Below are 13,810 nucleotides of genomic sequence, written 5' to 3'. Positions count from 1 at the left end.
ATTGTGAAGCTGACGAGATCCTATTCCGCTACCTTGATTTATCAAGGGGAGGCTCAGGTGCTGTTCCGCAACCTGCAGGAGAAAGCCTATCCGGATCGCCGCGTCCAGCAGTTAGTCCGCCGGGTGGCCACCGCGGCGGGAATCGAAAAACGGGAGACACCCCACACGCTCCGCCACACCTGGGCGACGTTGTTGACGGAGGCGGTATGACGCTGGAGGAGTTAGGCCCATTACTTGGCCACCAACAGTCGAACACGACGAATATCTACGTGAGGACGGCCCAGGTGCTGACGGTGGAGGCGTTTGACCGGGCGCATCGTCTACTGCTACCAATGCAAGGTATGTCTCTCTTATCTGCTTCTGCAGTTCCAACTGCCTAACTTGTGGCTGCATTTAAAAGACTCACGATACTAGATTCTTCTTGTAAATCAGTAAACATACAATGAGTTATGAAATTGATATTCAGCCTTTTGTGCTTTGTGCTCGTTTCTTCATGCGGTGGTGTATCAGACAATATCGAGTCTCTGGGAGACGGCCTATTTTTCATCTTTGAGGGAGGAAATTTTAACCAACTTGTAGTAGGGAGAGAAGATGACGTAGGCGTAGTTCTTGACTCAGTCCTATTGTCCGGCGTCAAAGAAATAGATAGAATAGATGATTTCATATACGCGAAAGCAAATGGAATGATAGATACAAACTCGGTCAAATCATTCGTGTCTCAGTACGACAAGCCTGTTGAGCTGTTTGAATACGAACTAGGGAGCCAAGGTACATGGTGCGGCGATTGCTGGTTCATAATTGATGTGAAATCCCATATAACATACGGCCCCTTATCTCAAGCTACCACAAATACGTTAAATAATTAACATCGTCTACGATAGGTTGATAATTTCAGTAGGTTACATTTTGTGTATAAGTGTAACCTATAAAAATCGCTTACTTAACTGATTTTCAGGAATTTGAGCCAAAATAAGTTCGGTCGTCTTGTTTTTAGGTTGCATTTACCTGCGTCACGGGCGGTTTTTGTAACCTCCCCGCCATACCTTAAGAACATGGCAAAACCACGACGCAAGAGCGCCACCGCCCCCCTCCGGTGGACGCACGCCAATACCCTCATCAAGGGCCTGATGGCCGACCGCCGCTACAACACCGCCCTGCTAATCGGTGCCGGCATCTACTTCGGCCTCCGGATTTCGGACATCCTCCAACTCCGGTGGGATCAGATCCAGTCGGATCAGTTCATCATCAAGGAAGGTAAGACCGGGAAAGAAAGAATGGTCAACGTCCACGGCAACTTCCTGAAGCTGGCCAGGAGGGTAGGGGGGCAGTTGAAAATCTCCGCCGATCACGCCGGCCTGGTCTTCGTTCACCAGCGGAGTGATGGCGATCGCGAGAAGGCGATTTCGGTGACGGCCGCCAACAAGCGGATCCGGAAGGCCTTCGCCGCCTACGGGATCGATTCGCAGAACGCTAGCTCCCACACCCTACGTAAGACTTTCGGGCGGCGCATCTACGAGAACAACGGGCGGAGCGAGCACGCACTGATTCTGCTGTCCCACATCTTTGGGCACCGGGATATTGGGGTGACGCGGCGGTACATTGGGCTGACGCAGGAGACGATTTCGAGTGCTTACTTATCCTTGTAGATCGCCAAGAGACAGAAATAGTAATAGTGTTCCACTATGTGGATTAAGAATAAAGGAAGCTCAGCGTGCCCTGCTAAAATGACTACCTTCTTTGATCAAGTAACTCGGCTTCATGGTCCAAATCTGTCGAGGTATTATATAATGAGGGGGGCACGGAGTCCTTATTATAGGGACCGTCTTCAATAGATTGGATTGTAGTTGTGATATTGCCAGCATGAATAATTCCGGCCCGATTCCAGCCCTTCGTGGCTATCGTCTTCAATTTCTGTACACTTTACTTCGGGTTCTCCAGGCGGAAGATGATGAAGCAATACATCCTGAAATGTTTGAGGATTATAGTGTTTCGGTAGAGGAAAAGGTTACTGAAGTAGTTCAAGTAAAGAATTACGGAAAGCCTTTGCGATTATCTGATTTATCCCCAGGGAAAAGGAAGGGGTTTGTTCGCCGGTCAATCGATCAGCTACTGGAAGATCCAAAAATTTCCTTGAAGCTTGTGGTTCTGGGAGAGCTAGGGCAAGAGTTACTTGGCCTGAAAGTGGGTAAAGAGTCAAAGATCATACGAGGTAAACTCATTAATGATTATGCTTTCGCCGCTTCCGAAGCGGACTTGTTCATAGGTAAGTTGGAGATCATTGAGGTTCAAGCCATAGAATTACGCAAGCAGGTTGAAATTTTTATCGCGGAAAGCATAGCAGGAGCGGATGTTGTTATAACAACAGATATGCTCTTGTACTGGATGTACCAATTGGCGGAACGCCAGAAATCGGCGACAAAAGGTGATTTGATACGTAAAGTTGAGAGTATTGGGCAGTTTGTCAACGAGCGAGTTAGCTTTTTGGAGGAGTTTGGGGCATCCATCCTTCCCCTGGGGAATTCATCAGTAACGATTGGTGAGAAAGAGAAAGATGAGTTTCAGTCTGGTATAGCTGCGAAGTATAGTCATATTGAGTCTGGCTTAGATGTAGTTCGACCAGAGAAAGTGGCAGAGTTAGATGAAGCTTTTCATCAGGACAAGATCGTTATCGTTCACGGAGCATCGGGGCAGGGCAAGAGCACTCTGGCTTATCGGTATGCATATGAAAGGTATCCTAAGGGCTATGCCTTTGAAATTTCTAGTGCTGCGGGAGCTAATCGTGTCCTAGATATTGCTCGGGCGGCGAAGGCATTAAGTCGACCGTTTGCAACTCCTTTTCTGATGCTAGTTGATGTAGCACCGGGAACTACACACTGGGTTAATTTATGTCGGCAACTGAATGAAACGGAATATTGCCATGTGTTGGTGACGATCAGAGAGGAAGACTTGAACCGAGCAGGTGGGGTAGGAGAGTATTTTTCTGCAGCGGACGTTAGTCTATCGTTTACCCAAACCGAAGCGATTCAATTGTTTGCGGCCCTAGAGTCACGAACTCCAATTCTTCACTTTCTAAATTTTACAGATGCGTGGTCGCAGTTTGGGGGAGCGGGGCCACTGCTGGAGTTTATGTTTTTGTTGCGAAAGGGTGAGAAGCTACGGGAGCGATTGAGCAATCAGTTGCAACGTATTCAGGAGCGGGTCGTTACCGAGGGAGATGATAATGAGGTAAAGTTATTACGGTTGGTCGCTGTTGCGGGGGCGTATGATTGTCGGCTGGACTTGCGACAACTACTTGAAGCTGTCCCTTTACGCAATCCGCAGCGTGCGCTTCGTTACTTTCAAGAGGAGTATCTTTTACGAGAGGGGGAGGGTGGTGCTTATTTAGAGGCGCTTCACCCCGTACGGGCCAGGATTATGGCGGAGTTGTTGTGTGATCCGGTTGTTGCACCGGCGCAAGAAGCATTTGCTTTTTGTCAGCTGCTGGTTGTGGAAGAGGACTGGGGAAATTACATTTTACAGTATGGCTATCATTTTGGGTGGGACGAGACTGTTATGCCTTCTACTTTGCACCTGCGTCCGCGCCGCTGGAAAACTTGTAGGGAGATGCATCGAGCGTTGGTATGGTGCGGGGTCCGGGCATACTTGACGGAGAATGATGAGCACCTTGTCCGTCTTCGGCAAGAGTTTCCGATGGGGACGGATTTCGCTCTTATGAAACTGATGGCGCCAAACGTTGATTTGTCGGTAGTGGTGAAGGTATGGAAACCGGAGCGGTTCGCACGCTTGGAGAAAATTTTGGAGAGGTTTACTCCGATAGACAGTTTTTACCGCTTCGCAGATGAATGGCTTTGTAATTGTTCATTTCCAGAAACTATCGATCATCAGGTGGCGGCAGAGACTGCTGGATTTGGATACGTACTCTTTTGGAATAGTAAGCAAAGTATAGAGCGGTCGTTTTCCGACAAACTCTTCGCAGTACTTAAGGAAATGCGGCCAGAGAAAAGCGATAGAGAGGCGACCGCTGATTTGCTCCTGGGTTTGCAGTACGGTTCCACTGAGGCGCAAGGGGCTGCTCAGGTACTACTCCCAGGATTTATGCGAGAGTTTCAGGCATACGGGAAAGTTGTCAATATCGAAGATGATGGAGAGCAGATTAAGCTACACTTCATCTTTGATCTCAAAGGCGAGAGTGAAGTCTTTGGGGCGGGCTTTCACGGCAAGACTATACAATTGCTGCGGTTAATTCGAAAAGCCGTACCCTTCCGAGAGCTCTATAGTACTCAGGGATACGGACATAGATTCAGCGCGATTCCACTGCCGCACGACGAAAGCTTGAAGAACATCAAAGCGGAAAACCTGCCCTTGCCATGGTTGACGGACGCTAAGCAAATATTTTTCAACTTGGTAAAGTATGAGAAGCGACACGCTGATTGGCCTAGCTTATTACAACACTTGCTTGAAGATCAGAAGTCAATGGCCGGTTCTCTACGGAGTTTGTCGAATGGCTTACAAAAGAAAATGAAGAAGGGAGATCTGACTAATGGGTTTCGAATGGTTCCTGCCTTCCGCCCGGACACTCATTTTATTCTTCCTAGACCGGCGGTTGATTCTTGGGGCTTTTACGCTGAGATCACGGAGGAAAAGATAAAGGATATCTTTCACGGAATTCCTCTTTTACAGTTGCTGGATCCTACGCTGTCTCCTAGAGTCAAGGCGATCAAGGATTTTCATCAAGAAATGTGGTGGTTCTTCGAGCGGGCCTGTATCAGCTTATGGTTGAAAGAGGTAAGTAAGGAATGGACAGAAGATAATTGGCGAGAGAAAGAGGAGCAGTTGAAGGACGCGGGTTACGCACGGGGTAATCTGCGATCATCTAAGATGAGCCTCGCGGAAGCATACGGAAAATTCCCGGCGTACAAAGAGGCGCTGCTGGAGTTAGCCGGTGACCAATTGTCTGAGTCTGCAATGAAGGGTTTAGATCACTTTTCTGCTCTCCTAGAGAAAATGTTGTTTTCCTGGGCATATATTATTGATCATTCAGTTCAGAAGTTAGCGGATTTGGACAGAATTACAGAAAAAAGGGGCGATAAGATCGTACGGACTTTTGAAAAGAAACTGAACGATAAGCTCAATGGCTTCCTAGCCGATGAGGGGTGTACAGACTTCGAGGTTTTTCCGTCGGAAGATGTTGGCGGTGACTGGTATCTGCTATTCTATGTTGATGGTATCCAGCAGATGCTGAACTGTTGGAAGAAGGCTCATGCTCTGCTGAAGGTGAGTCTAGGTTCTGCACCATTTTATAGTTTTAGACGGATCATACTGGATGAGCGAGTCAAAAACGTGTGGATACTACCACTGTACGATGATTATCTAATTCGTCGGCAGGCGATTAAGCTCTCACTATTTGATATTATAGACCGGGATGAAGGTATACCATCCATTGTTAATTTCGTACCCGTAACTACGGAGATTACGGATGAGCTTTCCCTCGACTTTGCGGCTGATGACCACCCGGAATTTGATCAGGTAGAGCGATATAATGAACTGTTCCAGGTTATCCGGATGATGTTGGAGTATCTTGGGCAGTTCTCAGAACTAGTAACGGAGGACGCTACCGGCAGGATGGTTTCGGAGCTTGAACTGAAAAAAACTTATCTCGACATTCGAGAGCACTACAACGAGTTTCTTGAACTTCATGGGCCGATGATGGCTGGGGTGGAGGAAGCGATGCAGCCCCCTTATTCCTATCTCCCCGCAGAAGACTTTATGGAAAATGCAGGAGCCATTCTTCAAGTTTTTCAACGGTTGGAAGGGCTCGTTAACATAAATAGTGATCGGTTTGATCCGTCGGTTTTTGAAATCATCCTGGACGTAAGTCGTGAGGCTAACCAGCTTACTGGCCCTCAAACTGAGGTTTACTTTGGGTGGCTGGATTTAATAGTGCACACTAGACTGAAAGCATAAATTCAAAGATTGCCTATTTCCGCTTTTAACAAACTGGGCTTTTGCTCTAACGCACAAGCAGAAGGATTTACCCCCCCCCCTACTTAACATAATCAACTCTATGGTTCGCCGCCAACTGAGCCTGGAAAAGGAAAGAGCCGTTGTCAAATCAAGCCTTCTTCTACCCGTGCCTTCCACCGGGGGAACCCGTCCACGAATTCCGATCCAACGGAGTCGTGGCGTACCGTCCAGAAGGGGTAGGGGAAGTTGTGGGTGCGGCGGTAACTGCTGGGGTGCACGGCACTGAGTTGTTGGTAGCATGCCAATTCCTTTCTTTTCTCTGTTTTTTCCTAACCAGCATTCGAGCACCTTGTCGTGGAGGTGCTCCTGCGAGGTCTTTCCGGTGGGTTCCCGCAGGACCTTATGCTGCTTCACCACGCTCACCCAACCAGCCATCCTATTCCCTCCGGTAGCCGGTTTCGTCCATTTTCAGTCGCGACCGCTCATAGCCACCGTTGTCAATTACGATCTTGTAGAGGACGACACCGGGGTCCAGCGGACGCAGGGTTAGCGCGTAAGTTCCATCGCTAGAAGCGGGAAGGGCCAGGGTGGTCGGTGTCTCGATGATACGCGCGGCACCGGCCGGGTACATCTTCGCGTAGTTGTTGGCCCAGTTGAGGTCCTGATTGATGTTCCACGTTTTTTCCGCAACGCCGGCGAAGGATGCGGCCACGCGGTGCCCGCCGTCCTTGAAGGGTAGGGTGCTATCGAAGAAGAACCAGACCTTGATGCTATCAGAAGGGGCGTCCAGTTCCATCCGGTAGGTAATAGCGGCACCCTCCGTCGCTTCGGTGTAGGGCATCAGCGCCACGGCCGAGCCGGTACGGCCCAGGTCGGGAATCAAGGTCCAGGTCGTCGCATCGCTGGAAACGGCCGCATAGTAGTGATCGGCTTCCATGACCACCACGCCTTCGTCCTCCTGGAACACATAGCTGCCGCTCTGGCGTACTTCCGCCGAGTCGACGCGGGTGGTTACCGGCATAATGTTACCCTCCTTGGGTTCGTCCCACGAGGTATAGCCGATGTGGGTCTGGTCCATCATGTGGTTCCACTTGCCGCCGGAAACGTTTTCATGGTAGTCGCGGGTGAAGGTGGCATCCCGGTTGAAGCAAGCTTCCACGCGGTCGGCCCAGTAGTTCGCTTCCGGATCCAGCTCGGCGGCCAGTTTTTTATTCATGGCCTGGGCGTAGTACATATCGTACAGGTTGGCCATGGCGCGTACCGGATGCAGGATGAGCTGCATATAGGTGTCGCGGTAGCGATCCGGAAGTTCGTAGTACTGCCGCATGGCGCGGGTTTCCAGCGCGAGATAGGCATCTTTCACTTGCAGCCATTCGCCGCTTGCGAGATTATAGGTGCGGTAGTCGAGCATCTCCGCAGTGACCCGGCTGGCGTATTTTCCCTGCAGGCTGAGGATTTCCGCGGCCTCATCCGCCCCGGCTTCCCCAAACTTCTCGGCGCAGAAGGCAACGGCGTATTCATCCAGATTATCGGCATTGAAGGCCGTAGGATCCCAGGCCATCTCCAGGAAGAAGTCCATGGGGTATTCGTTGGGCTTTAGATCGCCGACGTTGAGGATCCAGACTTCCTCCACCCCGTAGTCGTAGGTCAGTTGCAATTGCTCCCACATGTGGGGGATCTGAGTCATATTGAGCCATTGGTAGGCGCGTGGCGCCCCGTGGAGATCGACGTGATAGTAGATGCCGTAACCTCCGGGGTGGTCTGCCGCGCCGAGTTCGGGCAGCCGGCGGATGTCGCCCCAGTTGTCGTCGCAGAAGAGGATCGTGATATCGTCCGGCAACTCGATCCCCTGGTCGTAGAAGTCCAGCACCTCGCTGTACAGGGCCCAGATCTGCGGGGTTTTCTCGGCTGGCTGGCCACTCACCTCTTCGATGATGGCGCGCTGATCGTCGAAGATCCGTTCGAGCAGACGGAAATTCTCCTCCACGCTGCCTTCGTCGGTCATGGGCAGGTCGCCGTCGCCTCGCATGGCCATGGTGACCACTTGCTCGTAGTTCTTATTCCGCTCCATGCCGTCTTTCCAGAAGGCCTTGAGGCCCTCCTCGTTGGTGCGGTAGTTCCATTCGCCGTTCCCGTATTCGTTGCGGTGATTGCCCCATTCACGTTGGGCACGCATCATGGGCTCGTGGTGGGAGGTCCCCATCACGATACCGTACTCGTCGGCCAGGCGGGGGTTTTCCGGGTCGTCCTCGTTGAAGGCCTTGCCCCACATGGCCGGCCAGAGGTAGTTGGCCCGCAGCCGGAGTAGCAACTCGAAGACGTGGGCGTACATCTCGCTGTTCAGACCCCCGAATTTCTCCTGCGCCCACCCCGTAAAGCAAGGTGCCTCGTCGTTAATGAAGATGCCGCGATACTTCACTTTTGGTTCCTCAGAAACGTAGGTGCCCGCCCGTACATAAGCCGCAGTTCTGGCCTTGAAGGGCACGTCCGCCCACCAGTACCAAGGCGATACCCCAAGTTGCCTCGATAGTTCGTAGATGCCATAAATGGTGCCCCGGCGGTCGCTCCCAGCTACGACGAGACACAGCTGTGAAGTATCCAGTGGGTCAGACAGGGTAGCTATGAGGTAGCTCTCCCATTTCCCCGCAATAGTGCTAGTATCGAGTATCCCGGCGGTGGTCAGCATATCGATCACGCGGCTATCGCCCAGGGTGCCGATAATTATTTTAACCCCGGGCAAAGCCCTATTCTCCGCGAGTGCCGGGCGTTTACCGGTAACCCGGTCGATATCTACCTGCAGATCGTGGATCGCCCGGACGACTCCTGCATGATCGGCCGTATCGTAGGCAATCGCCGCGACCTCTCCGCTACTAGATACAATCGGAAAGTCGGCCGCGCCTGCCGGAGCATCCAGTACGATATCGTTCGGAACCGGATATTCCGTCTGGGACCGTACCGCCCCGCTGCAGCATAGCCATAGCAGTATGACGAGCCGGACGGTATAAGGAATGGAAAACATAGGGGTGCGTTGATCGCTTTGTATAATTATGAGTTAAGGTATGGGACCGGTCTTATGATTTCCGTAGCGGGGAGGGCGCTGACGGGCCGGTAGGTCGCGTAATGTTACAAATTTACGAAGTCTTCCACTGCAATAATTCCTGCGCTACTATCTCCTTACAACCGGCCGTAGTGAACAGTATACGGGTTGGCTTTAAGCAGATGGCCGTAGCTCCAGCCCTTCCTATTAAAGAGCTTCCGGATCGATTGGTGTCTTCCGTGGCCAGGGGTGGGCGGTGCGAAACGCAGGAGTAGCTACCCAGACCCGCTGTTTACCAGAATCCGATTTTACGCGAAAAACCTTTGCACCCGCTCGTGCCCAGGCTTCACGCAGGCCTGGTTCCGCCCGGTTCGTTACCTTATGGCCTTTCCTAGCTACCGCCCTCCCACGCTTACCGAACGAACGTATGACTCTCCAAAAGATGCTTCTAATTCTAGTTTTCTGCACCCTCTCCGCTACCGGATACGCCCAGATCAATCCGTGGCAGGACACAAGGGAGCAGGAGAAGCTGGAACACGAGTTCCGCTATACCAATCCCATCACCCGCGATTCCGCCATTTCTATGCGGGATCACTTCATCATCAAGGCGGGCGACAAGTGGTACTGCACGGGCACGTCGAACCCGATCTGGACCGGCCCGAATCCCGGGGTGCGGCTGCTGGTGTCCGACGACCTGGTGAACTGGGAACACCACTCCTGGCTGATCGACGCCAGTACCTTGCCGGCGGACAGTCCGTACAACGGGCGGTTCTGGGCACCCGAAATCCACCTCATCCAGAGCACCTACTACCTGACGGTCAACAGCGGCAAAGTGACGGAGGAAGACCCCAAGGGAATGAGCACCCACAGCATCTGGCTGTTCTCCTCCGCCGACGTCGCCGGACCCTACGAACTGGTGAACGGCCCCCTCACCCCACAGTACAACAACGATGCGACCCTGTTTGAGGACGAGGACGGACAGACCTACCTCTACTGCAGCGGTGGAGGCCTCTTCCAGGCTAAGATCGATCTCGCTACCGGTCAGCTCACCACGCCCATCGAGAAGTTCCTGGACAAGGACGAGCCCGGCTGGCCCGACTGGATGGTCGGCGGCATCGAAGGTCCCTTCGTGATCAGGCGGGACGGTACCTACTTCATGTTCTTTTCCACCTGGACGCGCGGCTACGAAGTCGGCCTGCTGAAGTCGGCCACGCCGCTGGGCCCCTGGGAGCTGGTCTCCCCCGAACCGATCTTCGGCACCCGGAAGAAGGGCTACCGCGCCGACATGGCCGCCGGCGGCGGCTACGCCGACCTGGAGTTTCAGGACACCGAAGACCCCTACCAGGAAACCGGGCACAACGCCCTCTTCGAAGGCCCCGACGGGCAGCTCTGGAATTCCTGTCACTACTTCATGTACGATAAACGTCCCTACCCTTACAGCCAAACCCTCGAATCGTGGGAGCTTTTTCCCCAGCTGGGCATCGAGCCGGTCCGCTACGAAAACGGGATGTTTTACATCAGCGGGCCTACGTGGACGGAGCAGGTTTTTCGTTACTGATCGGATCCTATAAGGTTCCCACCAGCGCTCCCGATCCCACTTCGTAGTGTTGGCACTCCCAATCACAGGAATGACAACTATTCGCACTAGCGCAATTTCTTTCTCGCAAAACTACCGAGCTTTTTAGCAGTTGTATGCCTGCATTCCCATGCCACAGGTGATGGCAGAGGATTCCCAAAACTCCCTACTTAACATAAGTATAATTATAGGCCGCCCCTGACCTGCCTGGGAAAAAAAGAAGCCAATAGGCGACTTAGCAGTCGTCAAATCAGCCCCTCTTCCACCCGCGCTTTTTACCGGGGGAATCCATCCACGAATTCCGATCCGACAGCGTCGTGGTGGACCGTCCAGAAGGGGTAGGGGAAGGTGTGGGTACGACGGTAGCTGCTGCGGCCCACGGCGTTGCGGTGCTGTACCTCCGCGGTAAGCCAGCTACAACAACCGTAACCTACCTACCTCGAGTGGAGGCGGGGCCTCAATACGGGTGGTGAACAAAGTGCGTATGCCGTAGCTTATCCCGGCAGTCAATGATCGCGTGCGGATGCTCCTGCGCGTGTCCCAATGGTAGCCCATGCGCCCCGAAGAATATAAGCCCCCAACCCTGCCAACCCACCGCCTCTCGGCGGATCACCCGCTGCACGACTGCGCACGTGAGCTTGAGGACCTTTACCGAGTTATTCATTGCCGCTACCAACACGACCGCGAGTTGTCCGACCGTCAGATCGTGTTAAGCCACCTTCAGCGCCTGATGGTATCCATGTGCGCCCCCACGCTACGCGAGCGTTTCGACGAAAACAACGTCTGGCGCAATCCCGCCACCGAAAGGTACATGGCCGAGATCCGCGAGCTGTTCACCGCCGAAGACACGGGGGGAGCGACTGAGCAGTAGGGGAGCACGCAAGTCCAGTCCCGCTGTAGCGCTCTGGGGTTGCTCTGCTGCCCGCCGGGGGGTCGACCGGGGGTTACGACCATTGGGTTGCCAGCCCGACCACGGTCCGTGGTCCCGCAGCCAAGCGGTTGCCGGCCAAACGCGGCTTTACTTCTTTTAGGAGCCGGACACCGGGGCTGCCATTTATACGCCAATCCTGGATCGACGTACGCCGAAGCGGGGGGCGCTGGCGGCCCTCGTCAGTTGTACGGTGCACAGGTTTTCGACCCTGGCGCGGGATGGCGCTTCGGCAGCGAAGCTGCACGCTATCGCCGACCACGTGCTTGGTGGGTGGCCGGCAAAATAGGGGTGTCCGGTTCCCCGCGAATTGGATCCGAAAGACCGCCCTGCTTACAGCCATCGGTAGGCATGTATGGTATGCTCCCCGGGCAACGCATCTACTCCTTCACAAACACCATACAGTGCTGCCAGGGAAGGTTACCAATATTCTCCCGCAGCCGTAGGCCGACGGACTCCATCTCCCGCACGGCCTGCTCCTCCGACATTTTGTGCAATTGTTTGATGGGCACCGTGGGGTCTTCCATGCGGTATTCCAGCAAGACGAAGCGGCCACCGGGCCGCAGGGCACTCACTATGTTCTGCATGGTCTCCCGGGGGTGGGACAGCTCGTGGTACACGTCGACCATCGTGACGAGGTCGACGGAGTTGGCCTCCAGCTTGGGACTGGTTTCGCTGCCCCGGATCAGTTCCACGTTTTTGATGCCTTCCCCTTCGATTCGCTGCTGCATGAGGTCCAGCATCTCGGGTTGGATGTCCACGGCAAAGACCTTTCCGCGCGGGACCTTACGCGCCATCCTGAAGGTATAGTAACCGGAGCCGGCCCCGATGTCGGCGATCCGCTCGTCGGCTTGGATGTCCATGTTTTCGATGGCCTGACTGACGTTTTCCTCCTCTTCCCGCTCCGGCCGCTCCAGCCAGTCGGCGGCGAGGTGCCCCATCACGTAGCTGATCTCCCGGCCCAGGTAGTACTTGCCGGTACCGTTCGGGGAAGGGGCCTTGAAGGTATAGGTGGCGCTTCCTGCTTCGGGCGATTGGTCCGGTTGGGCGGCGCAGCTGGTACATATGGTCAGATAGACCAGCAGGGGAAGTAGTCGGAGGGACACGGGCGTAGGTTTCTCAGGAAAAGCGAAAGGAGCGGTAATGGTTTTCGCCTTTTCCGTTGCCAAGGGGCATTCGGCGTACCGGCCGGTGCGCCCGCCAGCGGAGTGCGATCTACGCATACGAAGGGATATTCCTCCCGGTGCTACGTAAGCGGTGGTTTCCCGCCGGCCTTTCAACCCCCCACGCGCCCCGCTTGTCTACTCCCCATGCCACGGAGCTATAAGATCAAGGAGTGTTTCTATACCCTGCAGGGCGAGGGCGCGCAGGCGGGCCGTGCGGCGGTATTCCTGCGCTTCACCGGCTGCAACCTGTGGAGCGGCCGCGAGGAGGACCGCCACGCCGCCGTCTGCAAATTCTGCGATACCGACTTCATCGGCACCGACGGCACGAACGGGGGGCGCTATACGCAGGTGCAATGCGTCGAACTCGTCCGGTCGCTCTGGCCGGGGGGTGGCCGGCCCTACGTGGTCTGCACCGGTGGGGAGCCGCTGCTCCAGCTCGACGGGCCCCTGATCGAAGGCCTGCAGGCCGCCGGATTCGAGGTAGCGGTGGAGACCAACGGTACCGTGCCCGTCCCGGAGCAAATCGACTGGGTCTGCGTGAGCCCCAAGGCCAATGCTCCCCTCGTGGTTGCGGGCGGCGATGAGCTGAAGCTGGTCTTCCCGCAGGCCGAGCCGGAAGCCCAGCCCGATAACTTCACCCACCTGGCCTTCGAGCATTTCTTCCTGCAGCCGAAGGACGAAGCGGGACAGGACCACACGCCGGCCACCGTGGCCTACTGCATGCGCAACCCCCGCTGGCGGATCAGCCTGCAGACCCACAAGATCATGAATATTGAGTAGGGCAGGGGGACCGGGCGCGCTTATTTAGTCTGTTTACAAACAACGGTGTATCAGTGGTTTAGCCGAACAATTGTTGGCTGGATTAGCTTTTATCAGTGTAATTTGCTCATAACCAAAAAGACAACTGATATGGAAGCCACCTGCAAGAACTGTAACCACTGGGAACATGAAGCCCCCGCCGTTCAGAACCGCGAGAACTTCGGCGAGTGTGAAGTGCTCAGCGAAAGCGGCATGAAGTACGTCCTGCCCGTGCTGCAGAACCAGAGCGCACCGACCGGTGCTGAATTCCTGACCGAAGCCAGCTTCGGCTGTAACCACTTCGCGCCCGGACGTTCCTAGAAACCCACGCCCTTTTTTAT

General features: G+C 54.3%; 11 protein-coding genes. 8 read left to right on the top strand and 3 right to left on the bottom strand.

From position 1 onward, the window contains the following. Nucleotides 1–33: 33 nt before the first annotated feature. The 4 genes from DQG19_RS05530 (at nt 34) to DQG19_RS05520 (ending at nt 5,964) form a co-directional block, all read left to right on the top strand. Nucleotides 34–210: a tyrosine-type recombinase/integrase gene (locus DQG19_RS05530; RefSeq protein WP_410503615.1), complete on the top strand. Its 177-nt coding sequence runs from the start codon at nt 34–36 to the stop codon at nt 208–210. A 239-nt stretch (nt 211–449) separates the two neighbouring features. Then, nucleotides 450–866: a hypothetical protein gene (locus tag DQG19_RS20810; protein ID WP_157974343.1), complete on the top strand. Its 417-nt coding sequence runs from the start codon at nt 450–452 to the stop codon at nt 864–866. A gap of 186 nt (nt 867–1,052) precedes the next feature. Next, the gene (locus DQG19_RS05525) at nt 1,053–1,646 is read left to right on the top strand and encodes a tyrosine-type recombinase/integrase (protein WP_116125247.1); all 594 of its coding nucleotides are present in this window, start codon (nt 1,053–1,055) and stop codon (nt 1,644–1,646) included. Between the two features lie 214 nt (nt 1,647–1,860). After that, nucleotides 1,861–5,964, top strand: coding sequence for a hypothetical protein (locus DQG19_RS05520; RefSeq protein ID WP_157974342.1), 4,104 nt, complete (start codon nt 1,861–1,863; stop codon nt 5,962–5,964). A 143-nt stretch (nt 5,965–6,107) separates the two neighbouring features. Here the strand turns inward: DQG19_RS05520 and DQG19_RS21455 are convergent, their stop codons facing one another. After that, entirely contained in the window at nt 6,108–6,242 is a 135-nt protein-coding gene (locus DQG19_RS21455; protein WP_255418737.1) for a hypothetical protein, read from the bottom strand. 158 nt (nt 6,243–6,400) lie between these two features. Then, the gene (locus DQG19_RS05515) at nt 6,401–8,983 is read right to left on the bottom strand and encodes a glycosyl hydrolase 115 family protein (RefSeq protein ID WP_116125245.1); all 2,583 of its coding nucleotides are present in this window, start codon (nt 8,981–8,983) and stop codon (nt 6,401–6,403) included. Between the two features lie 460 nt (nt 8,984–9,443). Here DQG19_RS05515 and DQG19_RS05510 point away from each other — a divergent pair, with 460 nt between their 5' ends. Next, nucleotides 9,444–10,559 carry a glycoside hydrolase family 43 protein gene (locus DQG19_RS05510; protein ID WP_157974341.1) on the top strand — a complete coding sequence of 372 codons (1,116 nt, stop codon included), beginning with the start codon at nt 9,444–9,446 and terminating at the stop codon, nt 10,557–10,559. A 724-nt stretch (nt 10,560–11,283) separates the two neighbouring features. Next, nucleotides 11,284–11,448, top strand: coding sequence for a hypothetical protein (locus DQG19_RS21160; protein ID WP_198661666.1), 165 nt, complete (start codon nt 11,284–11,286; stop codon nt 11,446–11,448). Between the two features lie 437 nt (nt 11,449–11,885). On the opposite strand, the gene DQG19_RS05500 is transcribed toward DQG19_RS21160, so the two are convergent. Continuing rightward, nucleotides 11,886–12,611 carry a class I SAM-dependent methyltransferase gene (locus DQG19_RS05500; protein WP_116125242.1) on the bottom strand — a complete coding sequence of 242 codons (726 nt, stop codon included), beginning with the start codon at nt 12,609–12,611 and terminating at the stop codon, nt 11,886–11,888. Nucleotides 12,612–12,815: 204 nt separating this feature from the next. On the opposite strand from DQG19_RS05500, the gene queE reads away from it, so the two are divergent. Then, on the top strand, nt 12,816–13,451 hold the full coding sequence (gene queE / locus DQG19_RS05495; RefSeq protein WP_116125241.1) for a 7-carboxy-7-deazaguanine synthase: 636 nt from the start codon (nt 12,816–12,818) through the stop codon (nt 13,449–13,451). A gap of 129 nt (nt 13,452–13,580) precedes the next feature. Then, the gene (locus DQG19_RS05490; protein ID WP_116125240.1) at nt 13,581–13,790 is read left to right on the top strand and encodes a hypothetical protein; all 210 of its coding nucleotides are present in this window, start codon (nt 13,581–13,583) and stop codon (nt 13,788–13,790) included. Nucleotides 13,791–13,810 lie beyond the last annotated feature (20 nt).

It is taken from the genome of Lewinella sp. IMCC34183, from assembly GCF_003390915.1.
GTDB lineage: Bacteria > Bacteroidota > Bacteroidia > Chitinophagales > Saprospiraceae > Neolewinella.
The sequence above is the reverse complement of the archived record's forward strand: the minus strand, read 5'-3'. Positions and strand labels throughout refer to the sequence as shown.